This window comes from Tistrella mobilis (assembly GCF_041468085.1).
GTDB lineage: Bacteria > Pseudomonadota > Alphaproteobacteria > Tistrellales > Tistrellaceae > Tistrella > Tistrella mobilis_A.
In genome coordinates, this window is record NZ_CP121017.1 from 1,819,149 (window position 1) to 1,834,631 (window position 15,483).

Below are 15,483 nucleotides of genomic sequence, written 5' to 3' on the forward strand. Positions count from 1 at the left end.
CCCCGATATGGCCCGGCTTCCCTTGCCACGACAACGGGATCCACGATGCGGATCATCGAAGTGTCCCGGGACGGGTATGGTGATGCGGGGGCAGGTATCATCACGTTCCGTGGCAGAGCGGCCGAAGGCCGGTCCATAGCAGAGTGACCGCAGGCCGTGGCCCTTGGCGGAGACAGGTCTCGCTGGACGATGTGCCCGGCGCATCCTGTATTTACGAAGCCCGGATGACGGCTGCAACCGCAAAAGCGGTACCGTGGCTTTCCGGCGCCATTGGTCGCTCAATCGTCATCATCTGGCGGGTTCGGTCCGCGGACCAGTTCCAGATCTACGACGTCTGCATGCACGGTGCGCTTTCCGCCATGTTCGAAATTGACGGTGACGCGATGGGCGGCCACGCTCTGGACCTGACCCAGCCCCCAATCGGGTTGGCCGGGCAGGCGGACGAGGCTTCCCGGCGGGTACAGCATGCCGTAAGGTGCCGGCGTGGTCATCTGACGATCCTTCCAGACGGTGTCCGATCCCCGAGCAGATGGGGTTGCGGCATCGCCTGCACCAGGGGGGGGGATCGGGGGCTGGAGACGGTTCACGGGCGGATCTGCGGGGGGGCGTGCATATGGTTACGGCAATCGCGCCACGCCTAAGGGAAATTTAACGCTTGCCGCCGTAAAAGAAGATGGCGAGCCCCGGTAGGCTCACCGGAGATGCGATCGGTTTCAGGGAGTGACGCGACGTGGGCGAGGGAGATTGGGTACGACTCTCCGGGCTGGTATGTGCCAGGCTCTGTCACGACCTGGTCGGCCCCATCGGTGGTGTCGTGAACGGCGTGGAGTTCCTGGCCGAAGACGGCATGGGGGATGACGCCCTGCAGCTGCTGGCCGACAGTGCCGCCCGCGCCGCCCGCCGGTTGAGCTTCTATCGCCTGGCCCTCGGCGCCGGCGGTAACCCCGACGAGCGGGTCGCGGCCGGTGATCTCTCGGCCGCACTCGCCGGCTATTTTACCGACGAGCGTGCCGGTCTGGACGTCATCGCCTGGCCGAGCGACGGCAATGTGCTGAGGGCCCATGGCGGCATCGTGCTGTGCCTGGCGGCGATCTCGGCGCAGGCGCTGCTCCGCGGTGGCACCGTTGCCATCGCCTGGCGGACCACGGCCGAGGGCGGCAGTGTGAACATGGTGGCCGAAGGCGGTGCCATGCGCCTGCCCGAGACGCTGGTGCCGTCGATCGAAGGTCGGATCGATCCGGCCGCGCTCGATGCCCGCACCGTGCTGCCCTTCATGGTTTCCGAAATGGCGGGTGCGGTCGGTGGCCGGCTGGCGGTTGCGACCGACTGGTCGGGCGCCGATCTGCGCCGGCTGACCATCACCGCCGATCTGCCGGCCTTCACGATCCGGACCAGCGGTGCCAGTCTTGAACGGACCGGGGAGACCGGACCGTAACCCCTCTCTTGACCGCAGGCGGGCCCGCCCGCTGCGGGTCCGTCTGCGGACACTCCGACGACTTCACACTCAGGGCGCCACGGCGCCAGCCATTCACGGCAGCAGGGATGAGAACGCCATGGACGAGCTGCTGAGCGAGTTCCTCACCGAAACGACGGAGAGCCTGTCCACGCTCGACGTCGAGCTGGTGCGCCTGGAGCGCAATCCAGACAATCCGGAACTGCTGCAGAACATCTTCCGCCTTGTACACACCATCAAGGGGACCTGCGGGTTCCTGGGCCTGCCCCGGCTTGAGAAGGTGGCGCATGCGGCTGAGAACGTGCTGGGCAAGGTGCGTGACCGCGAGCTGACGGTCACCCCCTATATCGTGACGCTGATCCTTGAGAGCCTGGACCGGATCAAGGAGATCCTGGCCGAGCTTGAGCGGACCCAGGCCGAGCCCGCCGGTAATGATGCCGATCTGATCGGCCGCCTGGATGCCGCGGCCGAAGGCGTTGAAGCTCCGGCCAAGGTTGCGGCGCCGACCGGTGCCGACGGTGCCCCCGATTTCGAGGCGGTGCGCCGGATGATGGCGGCCGAGATGTCGGGCGACGCCCTGCCGGAGGATGAGGACGAGGGCGACGCCGAGGCCCCCGCCGGCCTGCCGGTGGGCACCGCCCAGCCGCAGGCGCTGGTGGCGGCCGGTGTGGGGGCCGTTGCGACCCAGCAGCCGCCGGCGGCAGAGGCAGCACCGCGGGCCGATGCCGGCGATCATCACGACGCCGGCGGCAACGGGGCCCCGCGCGAGAGCCACATTGCCGGCCAGACCATCCGCGTCAATGTCGACCTGCTCGAACATCTGATGACCATGGTCAGCGAGCTGGTCCTGACCCGCAACCAGCTGCTCCAGATGGTGCGCGGCCGCAGCGACAGCGAGTTCACGGTGCCGCTGCAGCGGCTGTCCCATGTGACGTCGGAGCTGCAGGAAGGGGTCATGAAGACCCGCATGCAGCCGATCGGCAATGCCTGGGCCAAGCTGCCGCGCATCGTCCGGGACCTGGGTCAGGAACTGAACAAGAAGCTCGACCTGAAGATGTACGGCTCGGAAACCGAGCTGGACCGGCAGGTTCTGGAGCTGATCAAGGATCCGCTGACCCATATGGTCCGCAATTCGGCCGATCACGGCCTGGAGCGGCCCGAAGACCGGCGTGCGGCAGGCAAGCCCGAGACCGGTACCATCACCCTCAACGCCTATCACGAAGGCGGCCACATCATCATCGAGATCGCGGATGACGGCCGCGGTATCGATCTTGCCAAGGTGCGCCAGAAGATCGTGAAGGTCGGCCTTGCCACCGAGAACGAACTCGACGGCATGACCGACACCCAGATCGCTCAGTTCATCTTCCGGCCGGGCTTCTCCACCGCCGAGAAGGTGACCAGCGTGTCGGGCCGCGGCGTCGGCATGGACGTGGTGCGGACCAATATCGAGAAGATCGGCGGCACGATCGAGCTGCGCACCGTCAGCGGCAAGGGATCGACCTTCGTCATCAAGATCCCGCTGACGCTGGCGATCGTGGCGGCGCTGATCGTGGAAGCCGCCGGCGATCGTTTCGCCCTGCCGCAGATCAGCGTGGTCGAGCTGGTGCGTGCCTCCAACACGTCCGAGCATCGTATCGAGCGGATCAACAGCCGGCCGGTTCTGCGCCTGCGCGACCATCTGCTGCCGCTGGTGAGCCTGGGCCATGCCCTGGCCCTGGTCGACGAGCACGACCCGCAGGTCGAGATCGACGACGATGGCCTGTTCGTCATCGTCTGCAAGGTGGGTACCTTCTCGTTCGGCATCATCGTCGACCAGGTGTTCGACACCGAGGAAATCGTGGTCAAGCCGGTGGCGCCGATCCTGCGCGACATCACCATGTTCTCGGGCAACACCATCCTGGGTGACGGCAGCGTGGTCATGATCCTGGATCCGAACGGCCTGGCGACCTCGGTGGGCGAGATCCAGACCGCCAGCGACCGCCGCGCCGAGGCGGCAGCGGCCGAGGCCGCCGCCAATGCCGACGACAAGCTGTCCCTGCTGGTCTTCCGCGCCGGCGGCGAGGATCCGAAGGCGGTGCCGCTGTCGCTGGTGGCGCGTCTGGAAGAGATCGACCTCGCCACGGTGGAACGCTCCGACGGCCGGCCCGTGGTCCAGTACCGCGGCCAGATCATGCCGCTGGTCATGGTCAACGAGAGCCAGGAACTGGCGCGCGAGGGCCGGCAGCCGGTGGTGGTCTTCACCGAGCGGAACCGCACCATGGGTCTGGTGGTCGACGAGATCGTCGACATCGTGGAAGACAGCTTCAATGTCGAGCTGCGCAGCCGCCGCGACGGCCTGATCGGCACGGCGGTGATCGCGGGGCGCACCACCGACATCGTCGATGTCGGCTACTACCTCCTCCGCGCCACCGGCGACTGGTACGAGGCAGAGCCGCGCCGGATCGGGGCCGCGCGTGCCCGGCGGGTGCTGCTGGTCGATGACAGCGCCTTCTTCCGCAGCCTGATCGCGCCCGTGCTGCGTGTGTCCGGCTACGAGGTCTCCGGTGTGGAAAGTGCCGAGGCGGCGCTGAAACTGCGCGACCAGGGCGCCGAGTTCGATATCATCGTCAGCGACATCGAGATGCCGGGCATGGACGGCTTCGCCTTCGCCCGTACCATCCGCGAAGAGGGCGCCTGGTCGCAGGTCCCGATGATTGCGCTGTCGTCCCACACCGCGCCCGAGGATTTCGATCGCGGCCGCGACAGCGGGTATGACGACTATGTGGCGAAGTTCGACCGTGAGGGCCTGATCGCGGCAATCGGTCAGGTGATGAACATGGCGAAGGGGAGCGTGGCATGAGTGCGGATATCGTCCGCTACGCCGGCGGCGGCAACGCCCTGGCCCGCACCGGTGACGGCGAGGTCGTCGGCGCCCAGCGGCAGTTCGTGACGGTGGTGATCGAGCGGCAGACTTTCGGCATCCCGGTTCTGGTGGTTCAGGACATCCTGGGCCCCCAGAAGATCACCCGGGTGCCGCTGGCCCCGGCCGAGGTTGCCGGCGCGCTGAACCTCCGCGGCCGCATCGTCACCGCGATCAATGTCCGTCGGCGCCTGGGGCTGCCGCCCCGGCCGGCGGAGATGAAGGGCATGAACGTTGTCGTTGAACACGATGGCGAACTCTATAGCCTGATGGTCGATGGGGTGGGCGAGGTGCTTTCGCTCGACGACGCCCGGTTCGAACGCAACCCGGCCAATCTCGCGCAGCATTGGCGAGACGTGTCTCTCGGGGTATACCGACTGAACGACAAGCTGCTGCTGGTGCTTGATGTCGAGCGTCTGTTCGAATTCGGCTGATGCCGCCCCTCGCGCCGGCCCGGCCTGTCCGACCGTAGCCTTTCCTCCCCACAAGTGCCCGGGCGTCGGGCGGCGCGTTCGAGGATTCGATCTGAAATGAAGACCTGCCTGATCGTTGACGACTCCAAGGTCATCCGCATGGTCGCGCGGCGCATCCTTGAGGGTCTCTCCTTCGCCACCAGGGAAGCCGCGGATGGTCAGGAGGCAGTGGATCGCTGCCGTGAGGCCATGCCCGATGCGGTGCTGCTGGACTGGAACATGCCGGTGATGAACGGGCTGGAGTTCCTGAAGGCGCTGCGCCAGATGCCGGGCGGCGATGTGCCCATCGTCGTCTTCTGCACCACCGAGAATGATCTCTCCCATATTCAGGAGGCGATCATGGCCGGTGCGAATGAATACATCATGAAGCCGTTCGACAGCGAGATCATCGAAACCAAATTCACGCAGGTGGGCCTCATCTAGTGAGCTCTTACACAGCAGGGGGCGGAGGCGTCGAACCCTATCGCGTGATGGTGGTCGACGACAGCGCGGTCATTCGCGGCCTGTTCATCCGTGTCCTAGAAGCCGATCCCGAGATCCGTGTCGTCGCCTCTGCCGCGAATGGCCGGATCGCGCTCAACCAGCTGAAGCGCCAGCCGGTGGAAGTGGTCGTGCTCGACATCGAGATGCCGGAGATGGACGGTCTGACCGCCCTGCCGGAACTGGTGCGGGCGCAACCCGGGCTCAAGGTCATCATGGCATCCACGCTGACCCGCAAGAATGCGGCGGTCAGCATGGAGGCCCTGGCCAAGGGCGCGGTGGACTACATCCCCAAGCCCAGCGCTACCAGCGAGGTCTACTCGAACGAGGGCTTCTCGCGCGAGTTGCTGGCCAAGGTGAAGGCCCATGCCGATCGCGGCCGCCGCGACGGTACGGCGCCTGATCTTGGCAGCGGGGGCACCGCCACTGCTGCACCTGCTGCGGCACCTGCCGCACCTGCGGCTGGCGGCAGCCCGACCACGGCCTGGCGTCCGCGCACCGAACCGGCGGCACCTGCCGCACGTCCGGCCGGGGCGCCGGCCACTGCGGCGGATCTGCCGCAGCGGCTGGGCCTGCAGCGCAAGCCCGTGGTGCTGCGTCCGTTTCCGCCGGCCTTCAGGGCTAAGGCGCTGGCGGTCGGCAGTTCCACCGGCGGCCCGCAGGCACTGTTCACCCTGTTCGGGGCGCTGGGCCCTGCTCTGCAGCGGATCCCGGTGTTCATCACCCAGCACATGCCCGCCACCTTCACCACCATCCTGGCCGAGCATCTGGCCCGCGCAAGCGGCCTGCCCTGTGTCGAGGCCGAGGACGGCATGCCGGTGAAGGCCGGTCGCATCCACGTCGCCCGCGGTGACTGGCACATGGTGCCGACCGAAGCGGCCGGCGGGGCGGTGATCCGGATCAACCAGGACGCGCCGGAGAATTTCTGCCGGCCGGCGGTGGATCCGATGCTGCGGGGGCTGGCAAAGATCTATGGTCGCAACCTGCTGACCGTCATCCTGACCGGTATGGGGTCGGACGGGCAGCGTGGCGGCGAACATGTCGTACAGGCGGGCGGCGTGGTCATGGCCCAGGACGAGGCGTCGAGCGTCGTCTGGGGTATGCCGGGTGCGGCTGCCCAGGCCGGGCTGTGCAGCGCCGTGCTGCCGCTGGATCGTATGGCCGGCGAGGTCCGCCGGCTGGTCGACGGAGGACCGTGATGGCGCCGGAGGATTTCGCCTTCATCAGCGGCATGCTGAAGCAGCGGTCCGGGCTGGTGATCGGCCCCGACAAGCTGTACCTGCTTGAAAGCAGACTGTCGCCGCTTGCACGGCGCCGGGGGCTGCCGGGACTGCCTGAGCTGATCGCCGAGCTGCGCAAGCCGTCGGCGGAAGAACTCCGGCGCGACGTCACGGATGCGATGACGACGAACGAGACGTCGTTCTTCCGCGACATCAAGCCTTTCGACGAGCTGCGCAATTTCGTGCTGCCCGAGCTTCTGGCCCGGCGGCAGGATCGCCGCCAGCTCAGGATCTGGTCGGCCGCCGCGTCGACCGGGCAGGAAGCCTATACCATCGCCATGCTGTTCAAGGAGATGGGTGCGAAGCTCGACGGCTGGCGGCTGGAGATCATCGGCACCGACCTTGCCAACGAGGTGCTGGACAAGGCCAGGGCTGCGACCTATTCGCAGTTCGAGGTGCAGCGCGGCCTGCCCATCACCATGCTGGTGAAGTATTTCCAGCAGGATGGCGAGCAGTGGCGCCTGAACCAGACCATCCGGTCGATGGTGCAGTTCCGCCAGCACAACCTGCTGAACGGGGCGTCGAGCTTCGGCACCTTCGACGTGATCTTCTGCCGCAACGTGCTGATCTACTTTGATCAGGACACCAAGCGGAAGGTGCTGGAGGATCTGCGCAAGGCGATCGCGCCCGACGGATTCCTGTTCCTGGGCGGGGCGGAAACCGTGCTCGGCATCACCGACCGCTTCCGGCCGCTGCCGGATCACCGGGGCGTTTACGTGCCGGCCTGATCCGGCGCCCCCCGGGCGGTGGATACGACACAGGCAAAACCGCCGGCGGAAGACGTTCCGCCGGCGGTTTTTTTTGGAGATGGCGCCGGCGCAGCGTCCGGACGGCTGGTGGCCCCTCAGGCGGCGTCGGTGCGCCGACGGCCCGATCCGTCGTCACCGCTGCGGCTGCCCAGTTCCGGATCCTTCAGCACATAGCCGCGGCCCCAGACGGTATGGATGTAGTTGTCGCCATGGGTGGCGCCGGTCAGCTTCTTGCGCAGCTTGCAGACGAAGACGTCGATGATCTTCAGCTCCGGCTCGTCGATGCCGCCATAGAGATGGTTCAGGAACATCTCTTTCGTCAGCGTCGTGCCCTTGCGCAGCGACAGCAGTTCCAGGATGGCATATTCCTTGGCGGTGAGGTGGACGGGCCGATCGTCGACTGTCACCGACTGCTTGTCCAGATCGACCGTCAGCCGGCCGGTACGGATCACCGACTGGGCATGGCCGCGCGACCGGCGCACCACCGCCTGGATGCGGGCGACCAGCTCTGCCATGTCGAAGGGCTTGGTGACATAGTCGTCGGCGCCGACGCCCAGGCCCTTGATCTTCTTGTCGGTGTCGGTCAGCCCCGACAGGATCAGCACCGGCGTCTGGACCCGTGCCGCGCGAAGCCGGCGAACCACCTCGTAGCCGTCCATATCGGGCAGCATGAGGTCCAGGATCATGAGATCGTAGTCATACAGCCTGCCGATCTCCAGGCCCTCTTCGCCGAGATCGGTGGTGTCGCAGACGAACCCTTCCTTCTTCAGGGCGAGTTCGATCGAGCGCGCAGTCGACGGATCGTCTTCGACGAGCAGAATACGCATGGACCAGCAACCTCATCCGATCGGCGGCAACCCCTCCCGCGCCGGGCCCTGTGACCATGGCGCGTTGGAACGACCCTTTTTATGTCGTCCAACGGTATCACGTCGGGATTGTGATGAAAATCCGACAGACGGCTTTGCGAGCACTTCTCAAGGTGTAGGATCACCTGATCGGATAGCGTCCGCGCCCCGCGCCGGGCGCGGGGCGACGGCAGACGGAAGGACCATGGCCGATGCAGGATCTGATCCGCTCTCTGGCGGGCACGATCGACGCGCTGGACAGCTATGTCGTGCGCGGCCGCATCGTCGCGGTGCGCGGCCTGATGGCCGAGGCGAGCGGCGTTGCGGCCCGCACGGCCCTTGGCGACCATGTCCGGATCCGGCTGCGTGACGGCGGGCGGCTGGCGGCGGAAGTGGTGGGATTCCGCGATGGCCGGGCCCTGCTGATGCCCTTCGGCCCGCTCGACGGCGTGGCGCTGGGGGCCGAGGTGGAGGCAAGCGGCGGCGAGGCCACCATCCGCCCGTCCCAAGGCTGGCTCGGCCGGGTGATCGACGGCTTCGGCCGGCCGATCGACGGCAAGGGGCCGCTGGTGCCCGGGCCGCGCCCCAGGCCGATGCGGGCGCCGCCGCCACCTGCCCATGCCCGCACCCGGGTCGGTGCCAAGATCGATCTGGGCGTACGGGTGCTGAACACCTTCGTCACCTGCTGCCGCGGTCAGCGCCTGGGCATTTTCGCAGCTTCGGGCGTCGGCAAATCGGTGCTGATGGGCATGATCGCCCGCTATACCGCGGCGGATGTTTCGGTGGTGGGGCTGATCGGCGAGCGCGGCCGCGAGGTGCAGGAATTCATCGAGGGCGCGCTGGGCCCCGAGGGCCTGGCACGCAGCGTGGTGGTGGTTGCAACCTCCGACGAGCCGGCGCTGATGCGCCGCCAGGCGGCCTATACCACACTGGCCGTTGCCGAGCATTTCCGCGACCAGGGGGCCGATGTGCTGTGCATGATCGACAGCATCACCCGCTTTGCCCAGGCCCAGCGCGAAATCGGCCTGGCGGCGGGGGAGCCGCCGGCAAGCAAGGGGTTCACCCCCTCGGTCTTCGCCGAGCTGCCGCGCCTGCTGGAGCGGGCGGGGCCCGGTACCGGCCAGGGCTCGATCACCGGCCTGTTCACGGTGCTGGTCGAAGGCGACAACCATGACGAGCCGGTGGCCGACGCCACCCGCGGCATCCTCGACGGCCATATCGTACTCGAACGCTCGATCGGCGAGCGTGGCCGTTATCCGGCGGTGAATGTGCTCCGCAGCGTGTCGCGGACCATGCCCGACTGCAACACGCCCGAGCAGAACGCCGTCGTCATCCGCGCCCGCCGCCTGCTGTCGACCTATGAGGACATGGCCGAGATGATCCGCCTTGGCGCCTATCGCGCCGGTTCAGACCCTGCGGTCGACGAGGCGATCCGCTATCACGACGGGTTGGAGCGCTTTCTGTCGCAGGGCAAGGCCGAGCGTGCGAGCCTTGCCGAAGGCTATGACCAGCTGGCCCAGCTGCTCGGCATGCCCAGGCCCGGAGGCTGATCCAGGATGGCGAACCCGGTCAAGGCGCTCGACGGGCTGATCCGCCTGGCGCGCAACGGCGTCGATGCCGCCCGGCGCAACGTCACCGCGGTCGAAGACCAGATCACCGCGATCGAGGCCGACGACGCCCGGCTGGTCGCCGAGGTCGCGGCCGAAAAGGCGGCGGCAGGCAACGACCCGGCGATGATTGCCGGCTGGGTCGCCTATGCCGGCCGGGTCGACCGCCGGCGGGCGGAGATCGCGCAGCATCTGACCATCCTGCGCAAGGCCCGCGAACGCGCGCTTGAAGACCTGGCCGAGGCCTTCCGCACCGTGAAGCGCTATGAAATCGCCCGCGACAACCGCCTGGCCCGCGCCGCCCACGAGGCCGATCTGCGCGAAACCGACCGCATGGACGAAATCGGCATGGCCGGTTTCCGGCGCAAGGCGGCGGAGGAGGGGGAGTAAATCGCGGCCCGGCCGTCTCAGGCTTGCCAGGGATCTGTGACGGGCACACCGCCGGCAGCCGTATCGCGCGTGGCCACCCTAAGCCCGTGCGTGGCGGCAATGGCGGCGATGAAGCCGTCAGGGACGGATGGTTCCGATATCCTGATCACTCAGGCCGATCTCCCGCCCGAGCGCCGCAAGAGCGTCTCCCATACGCAGTGGCGGTGTGTGCTTGACGGCCCTGGCCAGAATGTCACGAGCTTCGGCCTCCGCTGTGCGGCCATGTCTGGACGCCTGGGCCTGCAAAGCACTGTGCACCTCGTCGGGCAGATCATTGACGGTCAGGGTTGCCATCGCGGGGTCATCGCATCTCGTTGTGGCCGAAGAGAAAGATGGCCCCGCTGCGATCCGCCTGCAAGTCCTGCCACTTTCCACCCGGAAACACTTGAACCCCACCCCGCATCTGCCTACGCTTGCCGGCGCGATGGATGGCACATCCGTCGCATACGACATTGTCGTCCAGCGTAAGGAAGATGGGCATGAAAATCCGTCTCTCGAACGACTGCGTCGTCAGCCGCATCGCGTCCGGCACGGCCACGCCCGGCGGCACCATCATTCACAGCACAGCCTGACCATCATCCTGCGGGATCGGGTCTTGTACGGCCTGATTTTGTCAGGACCGGCACCTGTTGCCGCCGGGTCTGCACCGGCCGGGCCACGGTGTCGGCAGGGGCCGGGGGTCCGGTCTGCCTGATCCATGCGGGGGTGCGCCCCGTTCAGGCTGCCTGATCGTCGGCAGATAGAGAGAGACCGGCATATCCGCACGGAGGGAGGCGGGCATGCCCGGGGCGGCGCCTTGCGCCCCCGTTCCGGCGAAGAGAATGATGAAGACGATGCTCCTTCGCGCCGCGATGATCGCGGCGCTGCTGATGCCCGCCGCCATCGCACCCATGGCGGCCTCGGCCGAGACCAGCTCAGGGCCCGACGGGTTCTGGATGACCACCCCCTATCCCGATCTGGCGGTGAAGCCGGGCGAGACCGCCTCGATCCCGCTGACCCTGCGCAATCAGGGCCTGCCGCCGCAACGCGCGACCCTCGACGTCTCGGGCCTGCCCGAGGGCTGGACCTCCACCCTGAAAGGTGGCGGCCGCGAGATCGGCGCGGTGATGGTCGGCCCCGACGACCGCGAGCGGATCACGCTGGAGGTGACCCCGCCCAGGACCGGCGCCAGGGCACCGGTGCCGCTTGCGGTCAATGCCCGCCATGACGGCGAGACCACCAGCCTGCCGCTGACCATCCGGCTGTCGGATGCGGCGGATGGCGGGCTGAAGCTCGCCCCCGAACTGCCGGCGCTGCGCGGCACCGCGCGCACCACCTTCAGCTTCCGGATCAAGGTGACCAATCAGAGCGGCGAGGGGGGCCTGTTCAACCTGTCGGCCCAGGCGCCCGACGGCTTCCAGACCCGGTTCAAGCGCGGCTACGGCTCGGAAGAGATCACCGGCCTGCCGATCGAACCCGGCGCGTCCGAAACCCTGACGCTGGAGGTGGTGCCGCTGCGGACCGCACCGGCCGGCCGCTACCCGGTCAAGGTGGCGGTGACCGGCGGCGAGGTCAGCGCCACCACCGATCTCGGTATCGAGATCACCGGCCAGCCCGACCTCGCCATTTCGGGCCCGCAGGAACGGCTGTCGGGCGATGTGGTCGCGGGCGAGCAGACGGAGTTCCCCTTCACCGTCACCAATACCGGCTCGGCCCCGGCCGAGGGGCTGGAGATGTCGGCGACCCCGCCCTCGGGCTGGAAAGTCGAATTCGCGCCGCAGCAGATCCCGAGCCTTGCCCCCGGCGCCGACGCCCAGGTGGCGGTCAGGATCACCCCGTCGGAAAAGGCGGTGGCCGGCGACTATGTGGTCGGCCTGCGCGTGGGTGGCGGCAATCTTTCGCAGTCGGTGCAGTTCCGCACCACCGTCACCACCTCGACCATGTGGGGGTTGATCGGCCTGGGCGTGATCGCCGTGGCGGTGCTGGTGCTGGCCGGGGCGGTGCTGCGCTATGGGCGGAGGTGAGGCCATGACGCCCGAACTTTCATCCCTGCCCGAGTGGAGTGCGATCGCGGCCACCCCGGCCGGGCCGCCGGTGATCGAGGCGCGCGGCCTGGTCAAACGCTATGGCGCGGCGGTTGCGGTCGCCGGCATCGACCTGAAGGTCGGTGCCGGCGAGGTGGTCGGCCTGCTCGGCCCCAACGGCGCCGGCAAGACCACCACCATCCTGATGCTGCTGGGGCTGACCGAGGCCAGTGCCGGCGAGGTCCGCATCCTGGGGCACGACCCGCTGCGCGAGCCGCTGGCGGTGAAACGGCGGGTCGGCTATCTGCCCGACCAGGTCGGCTTCTACGAGGCGATGACCGCGCGCGAGAACCTGGCCTATACCGCCCGTCTTGCCGGAATCGACGGGGCGGATGCCGCCCGTCGGATCCTGGCGGCGCTGGAACGGGTGCGGCTGGCGGAGGTCGCCGGGCGCCGGGTTTCCACCTTCTCGCGCGGCATGCGCCAGCGCCTCGGCATCGCCGAACTGCTGATGCGCGACTGCCGGGTGGCGATTCTGGACGAGCCGACTTCGGGGCTCGACCCGCAATCGACCCGCGAGCTGCTGGAGCTGATCCGCAGTCTTGCCGCCGACGGCATGACCGTGCTGCTCTCATCCCACATGCTGGATGTGGTCGAGACGGTGTGCACGCGCGTGGCCCTGTTCAACCGTGGCCGGATCGGCTTCATCGGCACGGTGGAGGCGCTGGCCGGGCGGATCGGTGGCGGGGTCTATGTGATCGAGGTGGAGGCCGATGCCGGCGACCTGCCGACCCTGCTGTCGGGGCTCGACGGCATCGAAGCCGTGGTCCCCACCGCCCATGGCGGCTGGCAGATCGAGGCCCGGGCGGATCTGCGGGCGGCGATCGCCCGGCGGCTGGTCGAGGCCGGCATCGCGCTCCGCACGCTCGATCTGAGGCGCGTGCGGCTGGACGAGGCCTATGGCCGGTTCTTCGAGGAGGCAGACCGCCATGCGTGAGGGCTCTCCCTTCACCGGCGTCGGCACCATCGCGTTCAAGGAAGCGGCCGACCATATGACCGGGGCACGGCTGCATCTGATCATGCTGCTGGTGCTGCTCACCGCCGCCGGCGCGCTTTACGGCGCGATCGGCACCATCCGGGCCGGAGCCACCGACGACACGTTTCTGTTCCTGAAACTCTTCACCACCGCCCGTCAGCCGGTGCCGTCCTTTGCCGGGCTGCTCGGCTTCCTGCTGCCGCTGGTGGCGATCGCCCTCGGCTTCGATGCGATCAATGCCGAACATGGCCGGCGGACGATGAGCCGCCTGCTTGCCCAGCCGATTTATCGCGATGCGATCCTGTTCGGCAAATTCCTGGGCGGGCTGCTGGTGATCGCGGTGGCGATGGTGACGCTCTGGCTCGGCACCACGGGGCTCGGCATCCTGTTCCTGGGGCTGCCGCCCACGGGGGCGGAGGTGTTGCGCGGCCTGGCCTATCTGGTGGCGACCATCGCCTATGCCGGGGTCTGGCTGGCGCTGGCGATGACATTGTCGACGGTGATCCGCTCCACCGCCACCTCGGCGCTGGCGGCCCTTTCCGTCTGGCTGGTGCTGTCGGTGTTCTGGGGGATGATCGCGCCGGTGGTGGCCTCGGCGATCTCGCCGGTCGATCCGCTGAACCCGATATCGCTGATCGATGCGTTCCAGACCCAGCAGGCGGTGGCGCGGCTCTCGCCCCAGACGTTGTATGGCGAGATCACCGCCATCCTGCTCGACCCGGCGGCCCGGTCGGTGGGGCCGCTGTTCATCGACCAGCTGCAGGGGGCGCTGCTCGGCGCCCCGCTGCCGACGATCGCAAGCCTGGCCATCATCTGGCCCCAGATGTCGGGGCTGATCGCGGCGATGATCCTGCTGTTCACCGCCGCCTATGTGCTGTTCCAGCGTCAGGAGATCCGGGCTTAGGCATCACCGCCCAGGACGATCACGAGGCCGCGGGATCAGGAAGCCGCGGGCGCCCGGCCGGCCGTCGTGCCGGCCGGGCCGTCCCGGTCGGCCTCGTCGCCCGCGGTCATCTGGAGCACGGCCGCGATGGTGCCGACCGCGATCAGGCTGACCCAGCCGGTGGAATAGCTGCCGCTCCATTCATAGCTGAGCCCGCCCAGCCAGGCGCCCAGGAAGGCGCCGACCTGGTGGCTCAGGAACATCACCCCGAACAGGGCGCCGAAATTGGCCGGGCCGAACAGGCCGTTGATCAGCCCGCTGACCGGCGGTACCACGCTCAGCCACAGAAGCCCCATGGCCGCTGCAAAGATCAGCGTGGTCTCGACGCTCACCGGCACCACGAAGAAGACGGCGATGGCGGCGGTGCGCAGCAGATAGATCAGCGCCAGCACGTTGCGGTTGCCCCAGCGCTGGCAGAGATAGCCGGCGCCCAGCGTGCCGAAGGCGTTGCAGATGCCGATCAGCGCGATCGCCTGTGCGCCGACGATCGGCGGCAGGCCGCAGATGCCGATGAAATTCGGCAGATGGGTGGCGATGAAGATCAGCTGGAAGCCGCAGGCGAAGAAGGCGACGGTGGTGATGATGAAGCTGCGGTTGCCGAGCGCGCCGCCGATCGCCGCGCGGGCATTGACCGGCTGCGCGCTGCCGGCCGCCACCGGAGCGGGGGAGGGACCCTGCCGGAACAGCAGCGTCGCCACCGCCATCAGCGCCGCGAGCAGGGCGAGGCCGATCATGGCGTCCTGCCAGGTCCAGAGATCGATCATGCCCTGGGCGGCCGGTGCAATCATGAAGGTGCCGAGCGATCCGGTGGCGGCCAGGATCGACACCGCCGTTGCCCGCACCGCCGGGCTGGCCAGGCGCGAGACGATGCCGACCAGCACGCCATGCGAGGTGCCGGCGACCGCAAGCCCGATCAGCAGCCCACCACCCAGATAGAGCCCGACATGGCTGCCGCCGGCCGCCAGATAGAGGCCGAGACCATAGAGCGCCGCGGCGATCAGCACCACCAGCCGGCCGCCGAAGCGGTCGCAGAGCGCGCCCATGAAGGGCTGGCCGATGCCCCAGGCCAGGTTCTGCACCGCCATGGCGAAACCGAAGGTGGCGACCGTGATGCCGGTGCCGCGCACCATCGGCTCGACGAACAGGCCGAGGCTCTGCCTCAACCCCATGGAAAGCGACAGGATGATACCGGCGGCGACCAGCGACAGGATCAGCGCCGGGGTCCAGGATCGTGCAGCGGCGTGTGGCACGGGGGCGTCCTCCTCGTAAGACATCCCCCCACGATA

Annotated in this window: 16 protein-coding genes and 1 pseudogene; 11 read left to right on the top strand and 6 right to left on the bottom strand. The window is 68.1% G+C overall.

Annotated elements, in window-relative coordinates; genetic code table 11:
- Nucleotides 1–278: 278 nt before the first annotated feature.
- The gene (locus P7L68_RS14095) at nucleotides 279–491 is read right to left on the bottom strand and encodes a DUF3553 domain-containing protein (RefSeq protein WP_014744739.1); all 213 of its coding nucleotides are present in this window, start codon (nucleotides 489–491) and stop codon (nucleotides 279–281) included.
- 239 nt (nucleotides 492–730) lie between these two features.
- Between P7L68_RS14095 and P7L68_RS14100 the strand changes: the two genes are divergently transcribed.
- The 6 genes from P7L68_RS14100 (at nucleotide 731) to P7L68_RS14125 (ending at nucleotide 7,313) form a co-directional block, all read left to right on the top strand.
- A complete protein-coding gene (locus P7L68_RS14100) occupies nucleotides 731–1,435 on the top strand; it encodes a histidine phosphotransferase family protein (protein WP_372006265.1) in 705 nt (234 codons plus the stop codon).
- A 118-nt stretch (nucleotides 1,436–1,553) separates the two neighbouring features.
- Nucleotides 1,554–4,292 carry a chemotaxis protein CheW gene (locus P7L68_RS14105; protein ID WP_372006266.1) on the top strand — a complete coding sequence of 913 codons (2,739 nt, stop codon included), beginning with the start codon at nucleotides 1,554–1,556 and terminating at the stop codon, nucleotides 4,290–4,292.
- Nucleotides 4,289–4,786, top strand: coding sequence for a chemotaxis protein CheW (locus tag P7L68_RS14110; protein WP_372006267.1), 498 nt, complete (start codon nucleotides 4,289–4,291; stop codon nucleotides 4,784–4,786). Before P7L68_RS14105 ends, P7L68_RS14110 begins: the two co-directional genes overlap by 4 nt.
- Before the next feature lie 96 nt (nucleotides 4,787–4,882).
- Complete coding sequence (locus P7L68_RS14115; protein WP_372006268.1) at nucleotides 4,883–5,248, top strand: PleD family two-component system response regulator; 366 nt, start codon at nucleotides 4,883–4,885, stop codon at nucleotides 5,246–5,248.
- Nucleotides 5,249–5,295: 47 nt separating this feature from the next.
- On the top strand, nucleotides 5,296–6,504 hold the full coding sequence (locus P7L68_RS14120) for a chemotaxis response regulator protein-glutamate methylesterase (protein ID WP_372006846.1): 1,209 nt from the start codon (nucleotides 5,296–5,298) through the stop codon (nucleotides 6,502–6,504).
- Nucleotides 6,504–7,313 carry a protein-glutamate O-methyltransferase CheR gene (locus P7L68_RS14125; RefSeq protein ID WP_372006269.1) on the top strand — a complete coding sequence of 270 codons (810 nt, stop codon included), beginning with the start codon at nucleotides 6,504–6,506 and terminating at the stop codon, nucleotides 7,311–7,313. Before P7L68_RS14120 ends, P7L68_RS14125 begins: the two co-directional genes overlap by 1 nt.
- A gap of 116 nt (nucleotides 7,314–7,429) precedes the next feature.
- On the opposite strand, the gene ctrA is transcribed toward P7L68_RS14125, so the two are convergent.
- Complete coding sequence (ctrA, locus tag P7L68_RS14130; RefSeq protein WP_372006270.1) at nucleotides 7,430–8,161, bottom strand: response regulator transcription factor CtrA; 732 nt, start codon at nucleotides 8,159–8,161, stop codon at nucleotides 7,430–7,432.
- Nucleotides 8,162–8,391: 230 nt separating this feature from the next.
- Between ctrA and fliI the strand changes: the two genes are divergently transcribed.
- Entirely contained in the window at nucleotides 8,392–9,729 is a 1,338-nt protein-coding gene (fliI, locus tag P7L68_RS14135) for a flagellar protein export ATPase FliI (protein WP_372006271.1), read from the top strand.
- Nucleotides 9,730–9,735: 6 nt separating this feature from the next.
- Nucleotides 9,736–10,176 carry a flagellar FliJ family protein gene (locus tag P7L68_RS14140; protein ID WP_372006272.1) on the top strand — a complete coding sequence of 147 codons (441 nt, stop codon included), beginning with the start codon at nucleotides 9,736–9,738 and terminating at the stop codon, nucleotides 10,174–10,176.
- Between the two features lie 17 nt (nucleotides 10,177–10,193).
- Here the strand turns inward: P7L68_RS14140 and P7L68_RS14145 are convergent.
- The 3 genes and pseudogenes from P7L68_RS14145 to P7L68_RS14155 form a co-directional block, all read right to left on the bottom strand.
- A pseudogene (locus P7L68_RS14145) lies at nucleotides 10,194–10,298 on the bottom strand (VapC toxin family PIN domain ribonuclease); the annotation flags it as partial.
- Complete coding sequence (locus tag P7L68_RS14150) at nucleotides 10,294–10,509, bottom strand: plasmid stabilization protein (RefSeq protein WP_372006273.1); 216 nt, start codon at nucleotides 10,507–10,509, stop codon at nucleotides 10,294–10,296. The pseudogene P7L68_RS14145 and the gene P7L68_RS14150, both read right to left, overlap by 5 nt.
- 7 nt (nucleotides 10,510–10,516) lie before the next feature.
- Entirely contained in the window at nucleotides 10,517–10,771 is a 255-nt protein-coding gene (locus P7L68_RS14155) for a hypothetical protein (RefSeq protein ID WP_372006274.1), read from the bottom strand.
- 268 nt (nucleotides 10,772–11,039) lie between these two features.
- Here P7L68_RS14155 and P7L68_RS14160 point away from each other — a divergent pair, with 268 nt between their 5' ends.
- Genes P7L68_RS14160 through P7L68_RS14170 form a run of 3 tightly spaced genes read left to right on the top strand, consistent with a single transcriptional unit; the run spans nucleotide 11,040 to nucleotide 14,158 of the window.
- Nucleotides 11,040–12,218, top strand: coding sequence for an NEW3 domain-containing protein (locus P7L68_RS14160; protein ID WP_372006275.1), 1,179 nt, complete (start codon nucleotides 11,040–11,042; stop codon nucleotides 12,216–12,218).
- A 4-nt stretch (nucleotides 12,219–12,222) separates the two neighbouring features.
- On the top strand, nucleotides 12,223–13,215 hold the full coding sequence (locus tag P7L68_RS14165) for an ABC transporter ATP-binding protein (RefSeq protein WP_372006276.1): 993 nt from the start codon (nucleotides 12,223–12,225) through the stop codon (nucleotides 13,213–13,215).
- Nucleotides 13,208–14,158: an ABC transporter permease gene (locus P7L68_RS14170; RefSeq protein ID WP_372006277.1), complete on the top strand. Its 951-nt coding sequence runs from the start codon at nucleotides 13,208–13,210 to the stop codon at nucleotides 14,156–14,158. The genes P7L68_RS14165 and P7L68_RS14170 overlap by 8 nt, the downstream gene beginning before the upstream one ends.
- A 35-nt stretch (nucleotides 14,159–14,193) precedes the next feature.
- Here P7L68_RS14170 and P7L68_RS14175 read toward each other — a convergent pair whose 3' ends face one another.
- Nucleotides 14,194–15,447: an MFS transporter gene (locus tag P7L68_RS14175; RefSeq protein WP_372006278.1), complete on the bottom strand. Its 1,254-nt coding sequence runs from the start codon at nucleotides 15,445–15,447 to the stop codon at nucleotides 14,194–14,196.
- Nucleotides 15,448–15,483: the final 36 nt, after the last annotated feature.

Coding starts and splice junctions, on each gene's coding strand:
- P7L68_RS14120 (WP_372006846.1), top strand. CDS start 5,296: ATGGTGGTCGACGACAGCGCGGTCATTCGCGGCCTGTTCATCCGTGTC.
- P7L68_RS14160 (WP_372006275.1), top strand. CDS start 11,040: ATGAAGACGATGCTCCTTCGCGCCGCGATGATCGCGGCGCTGCTGATG.
- P7L68_RS14150 (WP_372006273.1), bottom strand. CDS start 10,509: ATGGCAACCCTGACCGTCAATGATCTGCCCGACGAGGTGCACAGTGCT.
- P7L68_RS14110 (WP_372006267.1), top strand. CDS start 4,289: ATGAGTGCGGATATCGTCCGCTACGCCGGCGGCGGCAACGCCCTGGCC.
- P7L68_RS14095 (WP_014744739.1), bottom strand. CDS start 491: ATGACCACGCCGGCACCTTACGGCATGCTGTACCCGCCGGGAAGCCTC.
- P7L68_RS14105 (WP_372006266.1), top strand. CDS start 1,554: ATGGACGAGCTGCTGAGCGAGTTCCTCACCGAAACGACGGAGAGCCTG.
- P7L68_RS14170 (WP_372006277.1), top strand. CDS start 13,208: ATGCGTGAGGGCTCTCCCTTCACCGGCGTCGGCACCATCGCGTTCAAG.
- P7L68_RS14165 (WP_372006276.1), top strand. CDS start 12,223: ATGACGCCCGAACTTTCATCCCTGCCCGAGTGGAGTGCGATCGCGGCC.
- P7L68_RS14140 (WP_372006272.1), top strand. CDS start 9,736: ATGGCGAACCCGGTCAAGGCGCTCGACGGGCTGATCCGCCTGGCGCGC.
- fliI (WP_372006271.1), top strand. CDS start 8,392: ATGCAGGATCTGATCCGCTCTCTGGCGGGCACGATCGACGCGCTGGAC.
- P7L68_RS14115 (WP_372006268.1), top strand. CDS start 4,883: ATGAAGACCTGCCTGATCGTTGACGACTCCAAGGTCATCCGCATGGTC.
- P7L68_RS14155 (WP_372006274.1), bottom strand. CDS start 10,771: ATGATGGTGCCGCCGGGCGTGGCCGTGCCGGACGCGATGCGGCTGACG.
- P7L68_RS14125 (WP_372006269.1), top strand. CDS start 6,504: ATGGCGCCGGAGGATTTCGCCTTCATCAGCGGCATGCTGAAGCAGCGG.
- ctrA (WP_372006270.1), bottom strand. CDS start 8,161: ATGCGTATTCTGCTCGTCGAAGACGATCCGTCGACTGCGCGCTCGATC.